At 67.5% G+C, this 19,565-nt stretch carries 14 protein-coding genes and 1 CRISPR repeat array; of the genes, 3 read left to right on the top strand and 11 right to left on the bottom strand.

The window, feature by feature from the left end:
* Nucleotides 1–16: 16 nt before the first annotated feature.
* Nucleotides 17–769 carry a response regulator gene (locus EL340_RS11635; RefSeq protein WP_126414689.1) on the bottom strand — a complete coding sequence of 251 codons (753 nt, stop codon included), beginning with the start codon at nt 767–769 and terminating at the stop codon, nt 17–19.
* A gap of 115 nt (nt 770–884) precedes the next feature.
* The gene (locus tag EL340_RS11630; RefSeq protein ID WP_232023050.1) at nt 885–2,363 is read right to left on the bottom strand and encodes a sensor histidine kinase; all 1,479 of its coding nucleotides are present in this window, start codon (nt 2,361–2,363) and stop codon (nt 885–887) included.
* Between the two features lie 591 nt (nt 2,364–2,954).
* On the opposite strand from EL340_RS11630, the gene EL340_RS11625 reads away from it, so the two are divergent.
* On the top strand, nt 2,955–3,725 hold the full coding sequence (locus tag EL340_RS11625) for a DUF4352 domain-containing protein (RefSeq protein ID WP_232023049.1): 771 nt from the start codon (nt 2,955–2,957) through the stop codon (nt 3,723–3,725).
* Nucleotides 3,726–4,110: 385 nt separating this feature from the next.
* A complete protein-coding gene (locus EL340_RS11620) occupies nt 4,111–5,205 on the top strand; it encodes a Fic family protein (protein ID WP_232023048.1) in 1,095 nt (364 codons plus the stop codon).
* Between the two features lie 147 nt (nt 5,206–5,352).
* Here EL340_RS11620 and EL340_RS11615 read toward each other — a convergent pair whose 3' ends face one another.
* Complete coding sequence (locus EL340_RS11615) at nt 5,353–6,543, bottom strand: phosphoglycerate dehydrogenase (protein WP_126414686.1); 1,191 nt, start codon at nt 6,541–6,543, stop codon at nt 5,353–5,355.
* A 90-nt stretch (nt 6,544–6,633) separates the two neighbouring features.
* A complete protein-coding gene (gene serC / locus EL340_RS11610) occupies nt 6,634–7,713 on the bottom strand; it encodes a 3-phosphoserine/phosphohydroxythreonine transaminase (RefSeq protein ID WP_126414685.1) in 1,080 nt (359 codons plus the stop codon).
* Between the two features lie 490 nt (nt 7,714–8,203).
* On the opposite strand from serC, the gene EL340_RS11605 reads away from it, so the two are divergent.
* On the top strand, nt 8,204–9,643 hold the full coding sequence (locus EL340_RS11605) for a DUF4832 domain-containing protein (protein ID WP_232023047.1): 1,440 nt from the start codon (nt 8,204–8,206) through the stop codon (nt 9,641–9,643).
* Between the two features lie 405 nt (nt 9,644–10,048).
* On the opposite strand, the gene EL340_RS11600 is transcribed toward EL340_RS11605, so the two are convergent.
* From EL340_RS11600 to cas3g, 7 genes are all read right to left on the bottom strand, one after another.
* Nucleotides 10,049–10,792 (bottom strand): zinc transporter, encoded by a 744-nt coding sequence (locus tag EL340_RS11600; protein WP_232023046.1) that lies wholly within the window; start codon nt 10,790–10,792, stop codon nt 10,049–10,051.
* 92 nt (nt 10,793–10,884) lie between these two features.
* Complete coding sequence (locus EL340_RS11595) at nt 10,885–11,460, bottom strand: DUF6318 family protein (protein ID WP_309341050.1); 576 nt, start codon at nt 11,458–11,460, stop codon at nt 10,885–10,887.
* Between the two features lie 393 nt (nt 11,461–11,853).
* Nucleotides 11,854–12,492: a CRISPR direct-repeat array (repeat unit 28 nt; unit sequence CCTCTACCCCCGCGTGCGCGGGGCTGAC).
* Nucleotides 12,493–12,511: 19 nt separating this feature from the next.
* Entirely contained in the window at nt 12,512–13,828 is a 1,317-nt protein-coding gene (gene csb2, locus EL340_RS11590; RefSeq protein ID WP_232023045.1) for a type I-G CRISPR-associated protein Csb2, read from the bottom strand.
* On the bottom strand, nt 13,821–14,990 hold the full coding sequence (gene cas7g, locus EL340_RS11585; protein ID WP_232023044.1) for a type I-G CRISPR-associated RAMP protein Csb1/Cas7g: 1,170 nt from the start codon (nt 14,988–14,990) through the stop codon (nt 13,821–13,823). Before cas7g ends, csb2 begins: the two co-directional genes overlap by 8 nt.
* Before the next feature lie 106 nt (nt 14,991–15,096).
* A complete protein-coding gene (locus EL340_RS11580; RefSeq protein ID WP_126414681.1) occupies nt 15,097–15,672 on the bottom strand; it encodes a type I-E CRISPR-associated protein Cas6/Cse3/CasE in 576 nt (191 codons plus the stop codon).
* A 24-nt stretch (nt 15,673–15,696) separates the two neighbouring features.
* Complete coding sequence (locus EL340_RS11575; protein WP_232023043.1) at nt 15,697–16,608, bottom strand: hypothetical protein; 912 nt, start codon at nt 16,606–16,608, stop codon at nt 15,697–15,699.
* Entirely contained in the window at nt 16,601–19,372 is a 2,772-nt protein-coding gene (cas3g, locus tag EL340_RS11570) for a type I-G CRISPR-associated helicase/endonuclease Cas3g (protein WP_232023042.1), read from the bottom strand. Before cas3g ends, EL340_RS11575 begins: the two co-directional genes overlap by 8 nt.
* Between the last annotated feature and the right edge of the window lie 193 nt (nt 19,373–19,565).

Here is a 19,565-nt window from a genome sequence, read left to right as displayed (position 1 = left end):
AGAATTGGTACCACACCTACCCCAGCAGGCCGGCGCGCTCGGCGAGGACCGCGAGGTGCACCCGGTTGCGTGCGCCCACCCGGTCCTGGGCGCTGTGCAGGTGGGTCTTGACGGTGGAGGCCGAGATGTACAGCCGACTGGCGATCTCCTCGGTGGTCAGTCCCTCGGCGGCCGCCGCGATGACGTCGAGCTCGCGCCGACTGAGCCCGGCGGCGGCCTGCCGGGCCTGCGCCACGGCGCGCTGACGCTCCTCGGCGCGGGCGTCGTAGGCCGCCATCATCGGCGCTGCGGCCGCCGGCTGGGAGCGCACGTACCGCAGCAGCTCCGCCAGCGCCCCGGGGGACAGGACCGACTCACCGGCCATGACCCGGCGCAGCCCGGCGTCGAGCTCCTCGGAGGCCGAGTACTTGAGCAGGTAGCCCACGGCACCGGCCTCGATGACCCGCACGACGGCGTCGTCGACGTCCCAGGTGGTCAGCGCCACGACGTGGGGGTGGCGCGGCGCCGCGCAGATCTGGCGCGTGGCCTCGATCCCGTCCATGACGGGCATGCCCAGGTCCATGAGCACGACATCCGCCTCGACCCGGCCGACGACGTCGATCGCCTGACGGCCGTCCCCGGCCTCGGCGACCACGGCGTAGTCCTCGCGCGGCCGCAGGAGCGGCTTGATGGCGGCGCGGGTGAGCGGGTCGTCGTCAACGAGGATGACGCGAACCGGGGAGCTGGGCTGGGATGTCGAGGGGGCCGGGGCGGCGAAGGGGTCGGGCACGAGGCCAGCCTAGGTGCGTCCACCGACACGATCACCGTCCCAACGGCCCAGGAGCGCACCGATTCTTCAGGCCACCTGCTCAGCACCCTTGCCGATATGTTCCGAGACCGGAGCGTCAGTGGCCGTTCTGGGGCGAGACCGCCGAGCGCCAGGGCAGGTGCGCGCTCACCACGAACCTGCCATGACCGTCGGGTCCGGCGTGGAACGTGCCTCCGCAGATCTCCGCCCGTCGGGCCATGCCTCTCAGGCCCGATCCGCCCCGCGCGTCGCCGGGCGGCAGGTCGGTTCCGGTACCGGATCCTGCGCCGACGTCGTCGGCCCGGGGTTCCTCGCAGGTCCCGGGGCTGTGAGCGTCCTGCCCGGAAACCGGCTCCCGCCGGGGGATCCGGTTGGAGCAGGTGATGTCGATGCCGGTGTCCGGCCCGCCCTCGACGCGCAGCTGGACACTCGTGCCGGGCGAGTGCTTGCGGGCGTTGGTCAGTGACTCCTGGACGATCCGGTAGACGGCGCGGGAGAGCACCTCGTCGGCCTCGGCGGCACGATCGAGGTAGATCGACGAGCTCAGCTGCTGGTGGGCGGCGAGCACCCCGTCCACGACCTCCTTGAGATCCTCCAGGCGCGGGGCGGGCTCGGCGGCGCCCACCGGTTCGCGCAGGACGGCCAGCAGGGAGCGCAGGTCCCGCATGGCGCCCTGGGCCTCCTCCCGCACGCGCTGGGCGGCGGCTCGGGGATCGTCCTCATCCGAGGCCTCCGCAGGGGACGAGGCGCCTGGGGACTCCGACGTCGACAGCACCCCTCGCTCCAGGGCCGAGGCGTGCAGGGCGAGCAGCGAGAGGCGGTGGCCGAGTCCGTCGTGCACCTCGCGGGCCACCCGCTCGCGCTCGGCCTGCAGGCTGACGGTGTCCGCCAGGCGGGTCGAGGTCCGGGTCTGCTCCTCGGCGGCGCGCTCGGCGCGGGCCGAGGCGTCGGCGGCTTCCTGGGCGCGGCGTCGCGCCTCCTTCTCCCCGTCACGTGCGCGCAGCCACAGCCCGACGGCGATCGGCAGGGCCATGGCGACCACGGCGAGGAAGAGCACCAGCTCTGCCGGCACGTGGGTGATGACGTGCGGGTCATGCGAGTCAGAGGATCCTGAGATGACAATGCCGATCATCGAGTTCCCGGTGGAGCCATGGCTCGCGTCGCGGGCGAGTGCCACGAGGGTGCCGACGGCGAGCAGCGTCCCCGTGGCCCAGGGCATGGGGTCCCGCAGGGAGCGGGCCCGGCGGACCACGGTGGTGAAGGCGATGAGTCCCACCGTCGTGTCCAGGTAGAGCGCCATACCTGCGAGCGCCGAGGCGACCGTGATCGGCACCGGCCAGCGCCGACGCAGGAAGACCGCCACGAGGAGCACCAGCCCTATCAGGAACGACGTGATGACGATCGGCCCGTTGCCCGTCTGCTTGAGAGCCTCCTCGTGGCCGATCTGCGATCCCAGTGACGTGAGCGACCCCAGGAGGCACAGGGCGAACAGGCCCACGGAGCGCAGGACCGCGAGGGTGATCTCAAGGGCTCGGCGTTGCGACGGGGACAGTGCCGGGGCAGGTGCAGGGGGCACTGCCGCGGCGACGGGAGCAGCACCGTAAGGGGGCGTCGGGGCCTGGTAGTACCGCGGGTCCGAGCCCGCAGCGGTGGCCGGAGGCGGGGGATACGCGGCGTACGCAGGTTGTGTGGAGTACGGGGGATACCCGGAGTACCCGGGGTACCCCGCGTACCCGGAATACGCGGGATAGGGAGGGTGCCTCTGCGGGATCGACGTCCCGGGGGCGGGGGCGGGCGCAGCTCGACCGGCACTGGAGCCACCACCGGGACCACCACTGGGGCCACCGCCCCAGCCCGGCGCGGGCGGGGTGGATGCGGGGGCGGGCGGGTAGCCGGGGACTGACATGTGCTCACTGTAGGGCCGGGCACCGACACGCGAGATCACCCGATAGGACACGATTCCGAACGATCGAGCGCCCGCAGTGCCGTCCTTTTGGACAGGCGCGATCGGTGCCCTTTTGGACAGCCGTCTCGGACTCATCGGTCGATGTGCGCCGGCCCCGGCCAGAGCCATCGTTGTTCTCGTCAGCTGACCCCGTCAGCTCAAGTCATCCGGCGCTGCGGCGTCCCGCTCAGTGCCTTCCTCCCACATCTCGAAGGACCCATCATGACCAGCCCCGTCAACCCTGCCAGCCCAGTCCCTCCCTCGCCCGCCGGCGCTCCCGCTCCGGGCTACCCCATGCCGCCCGCGGGCATGCCTCTTGCCGAGCCGAAGCGCTCCTGGTTCGCCCGCCACAAGATCCTCACCGGCGTCGGTGCCTTCGTCGGCGTGTGCATCGTCGTCTCGGCGCTCAACGGTGGCGGGGGCTCGGGAGCCTCCAGCGCCACCACCACACCTGCCTCCCAGTCCGTCGCCGGCGCGGCCTCCCAGGAGACCTCGGGCCAGGACGCCGCCCCCGCACCGGCCCCGGAGCAGGCGGCCCAGGGTGACGACGCGGGCAAGGCGGATTCCGGCAAGACCGAGTCGGCCGCCTCCAGTCTGACCTTCCCGGGTATGCAGAAGGACGACGTCGTCGGCAATGCCGGTGACACGATCGACGACGACGGCGTCCAGGTGACCGCCACACCCGTGGCCGCGGGTGACGCCACCTTGGGCCCGACCGCCTGCTCCACCATCACGATCACCAACACCTCCAAGAACACCCTGGATGTCAACGCCCTGGACTTCACGTTGCAGGATCCGGCCGGGGCGATCAGCAACACCGGGTTGCTCGGTTCAAGCAACCACCTGTCGGCCTCCAAGCTCATTGCGGGAGGCTCGGTCAGCGGCGACGTCTGCTTCAGCACCGACGTGTCGGCCGGGGGCCAGTACGTGCTGCTCTACAAGCCCACGCTCTCGCTGTTCGGACACCGCCGGGCCTGGGTCAACAACCTCTGACGGCCACGCCGCTCACGGGGCATCGCGCGAGCGGGGGCATGTGACGCGTGCGGGGACAGAATTCCTGTCCCCGCACGCGTCACATGTCCCTGGCCAGAGCCGCACGCACCCGCCGGCGTCGAATGTCCCCGGCCGTGAGGCAGGGAGCGCCCCCGCCCGTGAGCCACGAAGGGTCGACACAGCATCTGTTGACACTTATGGTGATGATCTGTCATCAGAGTGTGAGGGGATGTCAGATATGGATCACGGGTCCGCTACCGCCGATTCACGTGCCGCCGCCTCGTGGCCACAGGTGGCATGGGAGACCCTGCCCTGGCAGCCCCGTGACAGCGCCGCCCTCAGCTCTCGCCAACGTTCTCGTCTGCCAAGCACCTACGACTCAGCGGTGGTGCCGTCCATCGCCGACGTCGTGATCGACCTTCCGGCCGCGGTCATGGCCCGTGAGGCGGCCGCCGTGGCCGCAGTGGCGCGCTTCGACGCGGCCGCCGCCTCCGCCCTCCTCCCGTTCACCGCACTGCTCCTGCGCAGTGAGTCGAGTGCGTCGTCGCGCATAGAGCGGCTCACGTCGTCGGCGCGGCGCATCGTGGAGGAGGAGACCTTCGGCGGTGACCGCAGGGGCGGTAACGCCGCTCTCATCGTGGCCAATGCCCGAGCGATGGAGACGGCCACCGCCGCGCCCTGGCCCCCTGACCTTGACTCACTTCTCTCGATGCACCGGGCTCTGCTCAAGGACTCGGACCCGACGATCGCGGGCAGGCTCCGCCAGGAGCCGGTGTGGATCGGGGGCTCGGACCTGTCGCCGGCGGACGCCCTGTTCGCCCCTCCCCATCACAGCCAGGTGCCGGCCGCACTGAAGGACCTGCTCTCCTTCATGCGACGCCCGGACCTGCCTCCGCTGACCAAGGTGGCACTGACGCACGCCCAGCTGGAGACGATCCACCCCTTCGCGGACGGCAACGGCCGCACCGGGCGAGCGCTCACTCACGTCCTGCTGGCGGGAGAGGGGCTGTCTCGCACCGCACCACTGCCGCTGTCGGCGGTCCTGCTGACGGACGTGGACACCTATTTCCGCGCTCTGGACGACTACCGGTCGGGCTCGCCGCTTCCCATAGTGGAGCTGTTCATCAACGCGGCGCAGCGCGCGGCGGAGCTCGGTTCCTGGGCGGGGCAGGAGCTCGACGCCGTGCAGCAGCAGATGCAGGACCGCGTGTCCTCGCGCGCCGGGACACCCGACCGCGATCTCGTCCGTCTGCTGACGTCCCAGCCGGTGGTGGACGTTCGCGGGGCGGCGGCTGCGCTGGGGGTGTCGGAGCAGGCGGCTCGGCGTGCCCTGGAGCGTCTGGAGGGCTCCGACGTCGTTCAGGGGTACCAGGTCTCCAGGGGCCGGCGCGCTTGGAGGGCGCAGGACGTCCTGGACCTCATGGATGAGGTCGCCATGGGGATCGGGCGCCGGCAGCCGCCGGCAAGCCCGACTCGTTAACCCTTAGCCCCTCGCGCCTTACGTCACTCAGGGGAGCACTTGGCGCGGGTGGGGCATTCCACCCGGCCGGGTGCGGACCACATGCCCCCGGTCAGAGCCGCACGCACCCGCCGGCGTCGAATGTCTCCGGCCGTGAGGCAGGGCCGGTCAGATACCGCGGGCGGACAGGACGCCGTCGATCGCGCGCAGCTCGTCGAGGACCTTGGGCTCGATCTCGCCCTCGACGTCGACCAGCGTCACCGCCAGCTCACCGCGGGACTTGTTGAGCAGGTTGGCGATGTTCTGTCCGTGCTGGGCCACGATCGTGGAGACCTGGCCGACCATGTTGGGCACGTTGCGGTTGACGATGACGAACCGGTGCGTCCCCTCCTGGCGCGCCATGACGGCCTCGGGGAAGTTGACCGAGTTGTGCACCTGGCCGTCCTCGAGGAAGCCGCGCAGCGAGTCGGCGGCCATGATGGCGCAGTTGCGCTCGGCCTCCTTGGTGGAGGCGCCCAGGTGGGGCAGGGAGATGCACTTGGGGTGCTTGTGGACCTGCGTGGAGGGGAAGTCGCATACGTAGCCTCGCAGCATGCCCTCGTCGAGGGCGGCCACGACGGCGTCGGTGTCGACGATCTCGGCGCGCGCGAAGTTGAGCAGCACCGCGGTCTCCTTCATGAGGGCCAGGCGCTGGGTGCTCACCAGCCCGCGGGTGGCGGGGATGAGGGGCACGTGGACGGTGAGGATGTCGGCGCGGCGGAAGACCTCCTCCATGGAGTCGGCCCGCTCGACCTCGGCGCTCAGGTGCCAGGCGTGCTCCACGGAGATGCCCGGGTCGAAGCCGACGACGTTGAGCCCCAGCCCCAGGGCGGCATTGGCCACCTGCACACCGATGGCTCCCAGCCCGACGACGCCGAGCGTGCGGCCGGGCAGCTCGAAGCCGACGAACTGCTTCTTGCCGGCCTCGACGGCCTTGGCGATCTCGGCGTCGTCGCCCTCGAGGGTGTGGGCGAAACGGGCCGCCGGAATGAGGTTGCGCGAGGCGATGAACAGCCCCGCCATGACCAGCTCCTTGACGGCGTTGGCGTTGGCACCGGGGGTGTTGAACACGGGCACGCCGCGCTCGGTCAGCTTGTCCACCGGGATGTTGTTCGTGCCGGCGCCGGCGCGGGCCACGGCCAGGACGGAGTCATCGATGGGGGTGTCGTGGAGCTTGGCCGAGCGCACCAGGAGGGCGTCGGGCCTCTCAACGCTTCCGCTGACCTCGTAGAGCTCGTCGGGCAGGCGGGACAGGCCGGCCCCGGAGATGGCGTTGAGGGTGCGGATGCGGAACTTGTGGTCAGCGCTGCTGGTGGTCACGGAGGTACTTTCTTCAGGGCGTTCGGGCAGGACGGGACCGGTTCCCGCTCACAGGGAGCCGCCGGGAGCCGGGGTCGGGCTGAGGGGCGCTCAGGCCCGGGCGGCGAAGTCGGTCATGTAGTCGATGAGAGCGCGCACGCCCTCGATCGGCATGGCGTTGTAGATGGAGGCGCGCATGCCGCCCACGGAGCGGTGGCCCTTGAGGTTGGTCAGGCCCGCGGCCTGGGCGCCGGCCAGGAAGTCGGCGTCGAGGGCGGGGTCGGCCAGGGTGAAGGGCACGTTCATCCAGGAGCGCGAGCGCTTCTCGACCGGGTTGGCGTAGAAGTCGGAGGCGTCGATGGCACCGTAGAGGAGCTCGGCCTTGACGCGGTTGCGCTCGGCCATCGCCTCCAGGCCGCCGCCGTCCTCGATCCAGTGGCCGATGAGCCCCAGCAGGTAGATGGCGAAGGTGGGGGGCGTGTTGAGCATGGAGTCGGCGTCGGCCATCTTCTGGTAGTCCAGGACGGTGGGCGTCACCGGGCGGGCGTGGCCCAGCAGGTCCTCGCGCACGATGACGACGGCCAGGCCCGAGGGGCCCATGTTCTTCTGGGCGCCGGCGTAGATGAGGCCGTAGCGGCTCACGTCGATGGGCCGCGAGAGGATCGTGGAGGAGAAGTCGGCCACGAGCGGGACGTCGCCGGCGTCGGGCACGTAGTCGAACTCGACGCCGCCGATGGTCTCGTTGGGCGTGTAGTGCAGGTAGCGGGCGGCCTCGGGCACGGTGAAGGAGCCGGGCTCGGGCGTGGTCGTGTAGGAGGAGGCGGCCTCGTCGGCGGGCACGACGACGTCGAGCTCGTAGGCGCCGGCCTGCTTGATGGCCTTGGCGGACCACTGGCCGGTGTTGAGGTAGGCGACCGTGTCACCGGGGGCGGTCAGGTTGAGGGGGATGCCGGCGAACTGGGCGCTGGCCCCGCCCTGGAGGAAGAGGACGCGGTAGCTCTCGGGGATGGACAGGAGCCGGCGCAAGGTGGCCTCGGCGTCGGCCGCGCAGGCCACGAAGTCGGCCCCGCGGTGGGAGACCTCCAGAACGGACATTCCCGATCCGCCCCAGCTGGTGAGCTCGGAGGCGGCCTGCTCGAGGACGGGCAGGGGAAGCTGGGCGGGACCGGCGGAGAAATTGAAGACGCGCACGGAGTCATCATTGCCTCTTATGCGCGCAGCGGCAATCTCATCCCACCTGCCGACGACGGCGGTGCATGACCACTGCGCGAGCACCGCACGGCTACCGCACGGCCACTGCACCCACCCGGCCCCCGGGGCCTCTCAACCGCAGTCCACCTGCGAAAACATATGCAGGACTGTGACCCACGACGCTCGGAACGCCGGAGTAGCATATGTTCCGGAAGCCCTGCATCAGGTTGATCGAGTCCAGCGCTCTGCGATGAAGCACAGCGCCCCGGGGCTGTCAACTCTGAACGTTGTCAGCGATAGCACAGAGTCGTCTGCCGACTGACCGGTAGGGTTGCCTTCACGCCCAGGTCCCTACCTACAAGTTCTCATGATCGAATCACAGAACGGCGACAGCCCCTCAGCAACCTCCGAAGCCCGCGCCTCGCGGGCCGCACAGGAATCACACACTCCCGGCGGGGGCGCAACCCTCCCGCGCTCCCTGAGCCGTCAGATGCTCGGCCGGCTCCGCAAGGGCCGACGTCCACGACTGGGCGCCCTCATCGTGGCGCTGGTCGCCGTCGTGTCCCTGGCCACCGGGTTCCGGGCCTGCAACTGCAGCCGGGCCTGGACCGAGGTCTCGGCGGGGGCCACGCCGGAGGCCAACCCGCTCAAGGGCATGATGCCCTTCGCGCCGTCGGACGCCTCCTACTCACCGGGCCTGCCCGAGACGGCCCCGCCCTACACGATGGAGTGGCTGACGCTGCCGGTCAGCGACGTCGTCACCGGTCCGGGCTCCTACTCGTGGGACAGGCTCGAGGCGCACCTCAACGCCATCGCCGCGCGCGGGCACCAGGCGGTGCTGCGTTTCTACGTCGACTACCCCGGCCGCACCAGCGGCATGCCGGCCTACCTGCTCAGCTCCCAGGCGGTCCCGACCCACGAGTACACGGTCAACGGCAACGCGCCGGGCCAGTCGCTCGCCCCGGACTACAACGACCCCGAGATGATGTCGATGCTCACCGGCTTCATCTCCACCCTGGGCCAGCAGTACGACGGCGATCCGCGCCTGGCCTTCATCACCCACGGCCTCGTCGGCTTCTGGGGCGAGGGGCACACCTTCCCGATGGACGGCAAGGTCTCCGGGGAGAACCCCTCCGGTGAGAACTGGATGCCGTCGACGGCGAACCAGAACACCCTCATCGACACCTGGGACGGCGCCTTCCAGGTGACGCCCACGCTGGCGCGCTACCCGTCCGCGGAGACAGCCAAGCGCGGGGTCGGCTACCACGACGACTCCTTCGGCTACGCGACCATGGACACCGCCGACTGGCACTTCCTGCCGCTGCTGAAGAAGGCGAAGGCGGACCAGGCCTGGCAGCAGTACCCGATCGGCGGCGAGGTCTACCCGGGCATCCAGGAGTGCTCGGTGCGCAACCCGGGCAGCTGCATGGCCTCGGGCTCCAACGGGGGCACGGTGGACATGGCCGCCTCCATCAAGGCCACGCACGCGAGCTGGCTGGTGGACAACTGGGCCTTCACGACGACGCTCAGCGGCGCCGAGCGCGAGCGCGCCGTGCAGACCTCCGCCGAGACCGGCTACGACCTGTCGGTGGCGCGCTGGCGGATGCGCAACGGCAAGATCGAGGTGCAGATCGCCAACAACGGGGTGGCTCCCTTCTACTACAACTGGAGCGTGGAGGCGGTGGCCATCAACACCTCCAGCGGCGCCGAGGTCGGGCGCACGACGCTCAGCGGCGACCTGCGCAAGATCGAGGTGGGCAAGACCCAGACCTTCTCCGGCCAGCTGCCGGCGGACCCGGCCGGCGAGAACACGATCCTGGTGCGCGTGGTCAACCCGCTGGAGTCGGGCCAGCCGCTGCGCTTCTCCAGCGCCGGCCAGGACCAGACGCTCCCCGGCTACCTCACCCTGGGCCGCACTCCGACCAGGTAGGGCGGGGCGAGCGAACCAGTGGCCTCGCGGCGCCTTGGGTGGTGCCTTGGGCACTGCACGAGGTCTGGGTGCTACTGGCCGGGACGCGGGTGCACTGCACGGGAGCAGGGATCCCGTGCAGTGCGGTCAGCCCCCGGCCAGTACGACCCGCACCTCGTGGAGTAGCCGCCTCGACGGGTGAGCCGAGTGGGCTCTGTGTGGGTTCTGGCCGGTCCGGGCCGGTGCCCCGCCCAGGAGGGGTGGCTGACGGTGCTCGGTTGGTCGTGGACGCACCATAGGGTCCGGCGACTGCACCCTCGGGGCCCGTCCACGGGGCCTATGGTGCGTCCGCGGTGCAGATGAGGTCCTGTCTGTGGTGGTGAAGGTGGTCGTCTGTCGTCTGTCTTGCCGCGGAGCGTCCGTGGGTTAGTGGCCTTGGGCTTCTTCGGCGTCGTCGGTGAGGTAGGTGACGATGCGGACGAGGTCGTAGGGGGTGGAGGTCTCGGTGGTGGTGATGGTGCCGTCGATGGTGCGCCAGGTGGTTTCGCCTTGGGGGCGGTATCGGGTGGTCCAGGTGGTGGTCAGGGTGGTGGTGACGGCGGTGGCGGTGTGCTGGTAGTAGTGGGTGACGCTCTGGTGGGGGTAGGGATGGCCGGGGTCGGTGGTGGTCAGGGTGGTGCCGTCTCCCCAGTCCCAGGTGTAGGAGGTGGGGGTGAACTCGACCTCCACTGCGGTGCCCAGGATGGTGGTGGTCTGGTAGCGGGGGCTGGGGTCGGTGTAGACGATGAAGGCCTTGGAGATGATGACTCTGGGGCCGGGTGGTTGGCGGGTGATGCCGGAGCCCTGGGCGATGAGGGTGGCGGCCTGGCGGGTGGTGACGGTGATGGTGCGGGGCCCACCGCCCCCGTCGGCGGGTTCCTGAGGCTGGGAGGGGCGACTGAGGTTCGCGAGGTTGCACGCGTACTTCGCCAGCCCGTTCTCATCCTTCTCCGTGGAGCATTCCTGGTGGGGCTGCTCGTCCCATGTCGAGCTGTCTTCGTACTGAGTTGTTACGCCGTCACCAGAGGAGCCTGAACCTGTATCCTCGGATTCGGGGTTGGAGGTTACTGATCTCGAGGCATGTCCAGCAATAGAGGCGTAATCGTCTGTCGCCTGTGTGTCCCAACTCAATTCACCCTCTCCGGCTTCCTCGGCCAATGAGGGGGAAGTGAGGAATGTGAAAAACACTATTGCGAAGATAGATGCCGTCGTGAGTGCGTGTTTCATTGTGTTTTCTCTACTTCCACTCCGCCAACTAACCAGCGGCCATCCATGTAATGAACTGCGAAGTTGAGTATCTGACCTTGCATCGCTTCGGTTATCTTAGTTTCCGTTCCTCCTTTAGGATGACTTACCTGTTCGCCGTGATCGGCGATTACTTTGATTCTGTTGTAATTGTAGCCGTCGAGTTTTTCATAGTAGGTTAGATCGGTTATGGTTTGCTCCCATCTGTCGGCCCATCCGCCACTGTTGTGGAGCGTGGTGGCATTGTTGATCGTTGATTGGCAGAACTTGCAGCCGTCTTCGCTCATGGCGGCGAGCTCGGTGGTGTCGCCGGTCATGAAGGCGTAGCGGTAGAGGTCGAGGAAGTAACCAACGCTGGCTACCGCGCCCTCGGAGGTCTCCTCGTTCATCTGAGGGGGTTTAGCGGGCGCGGGTTCGGCCAGGGCGGTGTCGCGCTGGGCCTTGAGCTCGGGGGTCAGGGCGGCCTCGCGGGAGGCGGTCGCGGAGGCCTGGGCGTCGACCAGGCCCTGCTCGGCCCGGGCGATGGCCGCCGAGGCACTGGCACTGGCACTCACACTGGCCTGGGCCTTCGCGTCCCTCAACGAGCAGCCAGTCGTACCCAGGGCCAGCGCGCACACTGCCACCAGACCCGCTGCCGCTCGGCGACGGCTGCGACGCGCCCCGGACCGGTTGCGCCCAACCACTGACCTCCGGGTACGGGTGGCTGGCCACTGTCGTGGGCGCGCGGTCACAGGGGATCGTAGGGACGTACTCATCACGGAAGCCTCCTCGCCACCGAAACAACTCCACATCCGCCGGGGCGGGCAACGCTGTCCGTCCGGGCGGTGTATTGACATTACCCGCACCAACGCCCCCACCGCCAGACTTCGGCACCACCCTGTGGAAAACCCCGAGCAGCCCCGCTTTCTCGCCGACGGCGCACGCCAGCCCCTATCCGTAGGCCACCCCCTCTACCCCCGCGTGCGCGGGGCTGACATCCCCAGGCGCGTTTCTTCGCGTACAGGTCTGTCCTCTACCCCCGCGTGCGCGGGGCTGACTATCCGACCTCACCTGCGGCGATGTTCAGGATGCCTCTACCCCCGCGTGCGCGGGGCTGACAGTGGAACAAAACACTTGACGCCAAGCAGAAGCCCTCTACCCCCGCGTGCGCGGGGCTGACGTGCCTGCGCTCCTTCGACAGGGTGGGGAACCGCCTCTACCCCCGCGTGCGCGGGGCTGACGGTTTGCCCCTGACTGGACGGCCGAGCAGTTCACCTCTACCCCCGCGTGCGCGGGGCTGACTGTGCGCGCGTGTGTGTGTGGCTCGAACGCCTGCCTCTACCCCCGCGTGCGCGGGGCTGACCAGCCGAGCGCCCCCTGGATGTAATCTGGGCGCCCTCTACCCCCGCGTGCGCGGGGCTGACGACAGTATCGTATTGTTGAATTAGGAGATATTGCCTCTACCCCCGCGTGCGCGGGGCTGACTCCTGATCCATCCAAAGCCATTCGCCATTAACGCCTCTACCCCCGCGTGCGCGGGGCTGACCGCAACTCTTTCTTCGCTGACATTGCACACGAGCCTCTACCCCCGCGTGCGCGGGGCTGACCCCTTGCTGACCTGCGATGTTAACCGGCGTGGGGCCGCTGTGGGTTCACTGCCAAGGCGGTTGTCCCAAGCGGAACCATGAGGACGCCATCGAAGATGACCGGCCCGGAGACCACCGCATCGAAAGTCACCGAAACATGCCAGCACCCATTGTCCTCCTGGATGTCGACACCACCGTCACTTCGCGAGTCGGTGTGCCGTTCGGCATCAACGACTCTACGGTCGAGCCTCGAGGCACATTCCTCCAACATGGACTTGATGCGCTCGGGCGCCTCGGCTGTGGGGACAACGGTCGTCCATCGCGAGGAGGGAGCCGTGGCGGCCCGCAGAACTCGGGGCAGGGAGGCCATGGTCCTGGTCTCGGCGAGCTTGGCTTCCACCACCCCGGTCCGCACCGCGAGCCCCACCGAAGTCGCCCGACGACCTCCTGCCACGAGAACGCCTCGCAGGACCGGGAGGTGACGGCGTCCCATGCCGCCGATGAGTGGCAGCATCCACCCCGTCTCCCCAAGGGAGTCTCGCAGCTGCTCCATGACGAGAGCAGCATCAGCGGCATGCACGAGAACTGTTCCGTTTCGCCCGCTTTGAGGTAGTCGATAAAGGGAGCAGGAGCGCAGCAGCTCACGAACATCGGGCGCCACTCCGTCGCCTGACTGTGCACCCACGAGCCGATAGGTATAAGTGGGGCGCACACTCATGTAGGGGTGTGTTCCCGTCACAGTACTGCGGCGCCGCTCCTCCTCACGCGCATCCAAGGCAGCCAGTAGTGCTTCCGTTCCCACGCGCAACTGAATCCAGCCCAGTTGGTCGGGCTCCCATCGAGAATGGTGCGGCGGGGCCTCATCGACACCGTCGACGACGTCGAGCAGCACAGGCGACGTAGGCCGCCCGAGGTATTCCACGGATCGCGCCACCTTCTGCAGGACACCGAGATCGACCTGATCGTCGACGGTGAAGGTCCAACGCACGACATCGCTCGGATCAGTGCCCACCATCATGCCGCGCTCGGGATCTTTCGCCTGCTTCTCCAAAAACCGGTCGTTTCGATCGATAATCCCGGTCAGCGAACCGTCCCGCGCGGTTTTCACCTCGTTGTTGACGGGAACCCACCGCCGGTAACCGATCTGGCGCTCGCCAGCCGGAGGAGCGCTGATCCGTGGAGGAGGACATCGAAATAGCGCCTCGACCTCGGCGACCCCCTCTCCTAGCCTATGGGCAGCCGACAGCATCGCAGCCAGTACCCGTGCCGGTGCCGGCGGCCATTCAGCCTTACCATCCCCATCATGCGCATTGAACTCCCCGAGGGGAAACGAGGCCGTGATGGTCAGATCACTCATCACTGCGCCCATCAGTCTTGCGCCCATCGACGTCCAGGATGATCTTCCCCAACGGGGAGTCGTGGGTAATCGTCACAGTGGTGACTCCGTTCCAGCCGATCTCCTGACCCAGGTCACGCACCAGATCCACCAGCTTGTCAACCTCCGGCAGCGCGAGGGACTGCGACGGCGCTCCGTGCCTCTCGATCATGACCTCAAGCCCAGGTTCGCGCAGTCGCAGCTCCGTTCCTGCGCGCAGGTCCAGCCTCTCCTGCAGAAGTCGGTACAGCAGGAGAGTCAGACTGACTACGAGCGCCCGGGCGGGCTCTGGGCGAGAGAAGGCGAAGGTTCTCAATCCTGCGAAGGAGAAGAAAGCCTTTCCTTTGATGGATTCATATGTGAGGTCTGACGGGGCTTTAGCAACCTTGACGGGCGGAATTGACCCCAGTCCTAAATTAGACAGTTCCACTCCATGAATCTTGACCTCCTTACCGACTGCCGCGAAAAGCGGGTCAGTTTTTGCCGCCATACGACGCCGTTCAGATACTCCAGTCGCGACAATTTCCGACGTGAACAGCCTCGCAGAACGCGACTCTGCGGGATTCATGACGTAATAACCAAGATACTTATCCCGCGTCGCATTCAGCTCACGAGCATCCTTACCTCCCGTTTTCCTTCCCCCCTTGTTAGCATCGTCGGCGGCCTTCTGGGAGCGCTTCGTCTGCGAGTGCCACCACCCGAAGGGGATCGCCGTGGGGAACCCAGTGAGCAGGGCATCCGGCTGGGAGCGGGTGGCATTCTGAATACTCTCAAAATCAACGCCCTTCTCAACGAGTTCCTCTCGTATGAGCCTCCAGGTCGCATCGGCCTGCCGGTGCGAGAGCTCCACGGAGGTGGTCAGCACCTCCCCTTCCTCGTCAACGAGGACCACCATGGGGAAGCCCAGAACCTCAGCAAGCGTGGAGGTCCCCCCTCTGAAGCGACTGGCCAGGAGCACCTCACACCGTGAGGCTTGAGACCCCCAGCTGTCGATCGTGGCTGCCCTCCCATTATCGGGAGTCTCAAAGAATCCAACGACTTCACCGTCCTGGCGGATCGTGCTGGCCGGCGGCGTGACGGTCACCCCCGCCAAGGACTCGTATTCACCTGTCAGGCTGATCCCCGCCACCGCATCATCATCCATGAGGGCACCGAGGGTGGAGCGAAATTCTTGAGCCGTAGTCATCGTGTCATGTCCTTATCTACATATCTATCGTTATATTGGCCGAGCACCGTTCGTATCCGCACAGTCACAGCACCAACGGCATTCCGTAGCCGTAGGCCTTCCCCCTCCCGATACCCTGACGGTAAGCGGATTCCCCGGCCTCGCTGATGTGGCTGATGGTGCCGGTAAGGTCCCGGAGCGTGAAGGATCGTCCGCCTCGCCGACCAACGAACCACCGGGGCGACACCGTCGGCTCACTGACCGTCAGACCATGGCGCTCCAACAGATCGACGGCCCAGCCATGAGCTTCCTCATCGAGGACGGCCCGGACACGATTCCTACCCGACTCGTCCGCATGACGTTTCTCAGCCACCACTCGAACAGTGAAGCGCTGACCAATGACGAACCCCGACGGCGCCCCGATCGCCTGCGTTCCGGGAAGATCGATGTCGGTCCGAAATCGGATGACCAGGGAGCCGCTTTGTCCCCCGTAGTCGGTTGGCAGGGCCAGGCGGTACAGGACGCCAAGGTCGGCGCGGATCGAACGTGAAGCGCCTCCAAGATCCGGCAGGTATGACATCGCAAGGTGGTGCACTGCATCAGGTGTGCTCAGGTGCGATAGCGCCTCCGCCAGCGGAAGGACTGCAATCTGATCAGGCATGGGCTGTTGTCACCTCTTCCTCTCTCATGCCCCGGGGTGGGCGGGCGCGAACGATGTCACCTTGGCCGTGGATCCGGTGCCGCGAATGCGGGATGTCCACCGCTGCCACGGAAGCTCGGGCGGTGGGGACTCGTGCAGATCGACGAGCGCCTCAATGGTGAGGGGCACCGGATGAAGTACCCAGGTGAAGGCCTTGGCCGGATGCTCGTGTGCCATCTCGCGCTGCTGCGGCTGCACAAGCAGGTGCCCGCAGAAGGCCAGGAGATCCACAAGCGGGTACACATCGCACTCCTCGGATCCGCTGGTGACACGTGGGGTCGCCTGGCTGGCGGAGAAACGCAGCCCTGGTTTGGCCCGCGCAACAGCGAGGTCTCCACCCACAAGTCGATCAAGCTGCGCTGCCGCTGCAGAGACTGCACCATCCGCCGTCTTCAGTGACTCGCCCAGGAGTCCCCAGGTGTCCTGCACTGACTTGGCGGTATGGCTTTTGCCGCTGAGTAGGGTCAACGCTGATGAGCGAACCTGGAGGTCCGGCGTTTTGGCAATTGTCGGCTGGTCGGCCGACGTCGCGGACGCGTCGAAGACCGCTACCGGTCCAGATCCACTGAGGTCGCTTGTCTTCTTGGCGGCCCGCCAGCCGGCACATGACAGTACGTTGACCGCAGATCGGGCCGGCGTCGTCGTGGCGATGTCACGCAACCCATGTTCCCCGAGCTTCCAGGTTCGCTCCACCAGGCCGCGAGCAGCCACGCTCACAAACTCGTCCGTCCCCCCGTCATAGCCGACGACGGGGACTCCCTTCTGGTCATAGTGGAGCGTCGCTCCGGGAAGAAGGGACACCAACCCCCAGGCGGCCAGAACATACGCCGCGCGATATCCGGGTAACGCGGACAGCCGGTACTCGGCACGTTCGTGACGGTTTTCAGCACTAGTCATGGTCCTGCTCCAGCTCTTGCGACACGTCCCAGTCGGCCAGACGCAGGATCGTCTCGATCAGCGCCAGGGTGTAGGGGCCGTAGCGATCGTTAAGACGGTGGAAACGGTTCACGGCCTCGGCCCACAAGAGGTCATTCGGATCCTGATGCCGTGGAACCGTTCCGTACTCGGGCAGGCACACCGGTCCCGGACCGCGGAAGCGGCCGTGGTGGCTGAGGACCAGATGCATGACCAGGTCGGGGTCATGCACCATCTGCTCACCTCTAGCCAACCGCGCCGCCAGGCGATCGGCAGAGTCTGCTTCATGCCTCCAGCCGGAGGGCACGCCGGCCATACGCATGGAGCGGCCCCAGTACCTGCGAGGGAGCCGGGACTTGCTCAGCGGTTCCCGATGTTCCCGTTCCCCTGAATCCTTCAGGACGAGGAAGCCGCTCTCGTCCACTGCTGCGCCAAGTGCGGCCTGCATCCTGGGATCCTCCTTGCCGTCGTCATGGTGACGCCCGGCGACGACAAGGTCCTCCACCAGGTTCTCCGGCATGCCGATGCCCCGGGCCCACTGGCCTGCACGTTCACCCACCTTGTCACCATGGCCTGACAGGGTGAGCTCCTCGGTACCGACCTCGGTACTGACAGGTCGATCCGCAGTGGCCTCCACCAAGCGCAGGCGGATCCACGGGTGAAGGCTGTCCGCACCGATGACGTCGTCGTCGATCTGCCATCCCGGAGGCGCCGTGAGCAAGGCAGCCTCTTCCAGGAGATCGGCGTAGGGGTCGTCGGTGCGGATGCCATCCCCGGACAGGTCCGTGAGGAGGGTGGCCTGTCTCCAGCTCGGGTCCTCCGCAATGGACGCCAGCTCCTTGGAAACGTCCTCGGCCGTAGCAGCGGGCATCACGTGCTGCCCGGAGTAATCGTGACCGGCGCCCTCCAGCCCATACGGGTTGCTGCCATGACCCGGCCCCATCACGATGATCTGACCGGGGGTCAGATCGGGAAGGGAGGATCCAGCCTCAAGGACGCGAGGCTCTTCTTCCGACGTCGGATCCATGATGACGAGGGGCTGCGTTCTCAACGCCTGCTTCGCCACACCCTGAGCATCGCTCAGCGGAATGCTCCAGGCCTCGGCGCGCAGGTCGGGCCGCCACCGGGTCAGCTCTTCCTGGAGGGCATCGGGACTGCTGTCAGCCAGCTCTTCCACACTCTTCCGGAAGACGATGAACGCGTCCGGCCGGGGATCTGTCAGTGGTCGGATCCAGGGATGGACGGGGGCATCGTTGCGAGACCCCATGGTGCGCAGGTAAGCAACGAAAACGTTCGGAGGGATGACCACCGGGACCTGAGGCGCCTTCTCCAGTTCCTCCCGTCCATCAGTCCCGTTGAGCCGCCCTACGACCTCACCGAGAGTTGCGGCGTCATCAATCAGCTCGACGACGGCGTCGGCGGCACCCCCGTGGATCGGGTCCTTGCTCTTGGCGGAGTGAACGATGGCAACGCTGCCATCAGTCCGGGCCCCGACCCGGTTGACTCGCCCCAGGCGCTGCACCAGGGAACCGGCCTGGCAGCTCTCCGTCAGAAGGTGGGTGAAGTCAAGATCGGCACCAACCTCCAGAGTCGACGTAGCCACGACGACGGTGGCCTGAGCGTCCTGACGACCTTCTGCCCCCGTCCGATAGAGGGAGAGCCTCTTCACGGCATCCTCGCTGTGGCGAGCAGGCATCCCGCCGACCATCACGTCCACACGAGGAGCCTGATCCCCCAGGTTCCGGGCCTCCTTCTTCAGCCCGGCCACCACCTTCTTGACGGTGGCCAGGGTGTTGCAGAAGACGACCAGCGACTCTCCCTGGCCCAGCTCTCTCATGCGGGCACGGGCTTGCTCCGCAAGGGCATCTGCCGCACCGTCTGCACGGTGAACCTCCACCGGGACACTGCCACGATGCGCCCGACGCTCAGCCAGTTGAGGATCCAGGCGGCACTCCTCCTCCCAGTCCAGGACGAGACCGGGAGCAGATTCCTGGCCGGCTTCCCCGTGAAAGTCGGGAAGCGTCGTAGGGGTCGCCGTCATCGGCATGACCTGCAGTCCTGGAACGCTGCCGCCACCACGATCCTCGAGCCTGCCTTCCTCATCGCGGAGCACGGTCAGGGTTCTTAGCGCCTGCGCGGAGAGGTGGGCCTCATCCAGGACCCACAGAGCGTCCACACCTGTCAGCGCCGCATCGATGCTGCGGCGGTACGGCGAGAGCTGGTAACCGCGGAACAGGAGCCGGGAGACGGTCATGTCGAGCGTCCCGACGACGATGGCGGGCCGTGAGGGGTAGCGCGTATGCTCCGTCAGGTCCCGATCGGCGAGCCCGCCGCGCAGGCGGCGCACCTCCAGCACCTGTGCCTCAGGCGGAACCTCGAAAGCGGATCGCAGCGCCTCGGCCACCCGCTTCGCCGCCGGCCGACCGCCGGCACCTTCCCCGATCGCGTTCCTGATCGTCTGCGCCGCCTCGAAGGAGTCGTCGACGACGGCGCGCCGGTCGACAACGAGGTGCAGTCTCAAAGGCACTGTACGTGGCCGACGATGACGGCGCGCCTGCTCAGCATCCTGAGCCAGGGCGTACACCCATCCGAGGAGAACCGCGAAGGTCTTGCCCATCCCCGTGGGCACACTGAGGTAGGGCGGCGGCTCTCCCGAGGCGAGTCGCGCGGCCAGACGAACCTGGTAGTCCCTGGGGTCGTGCCCAGTGACCTCACGGAAGAAGGTCTCGAAGCGAGGAAGACTCACATCAATGCTCCTACGAGGATCTCTCACCATAGATAACTTCAACCCCCAGTCCCCTGGGGCGGCGCCACCGTCACTTCCGTACGGACCATCGATAATCCGCCACCTCCACCAGTAGTGGAGCCATGATGCTCTGAGAGACACGACGGTGGCGAGACCCATATTACAGTCAGAGGATCACCCTGTCACGGCATGC

Origin of the sequence: Actinomyces viscosus, from assembly GCF_900637975.1 — a bacterium.
Classification (GTDB): Bacteria; Actinomycetota; Actinomycetes; order Actinomycetales; family Actinomycetaceae; genus Actinomyces; species Actinomyces viscosus.
Note: the sequence above shows the minus strand (reverse complement) of the source record. Positions and strands in the feature narration are given on the sequence as shown.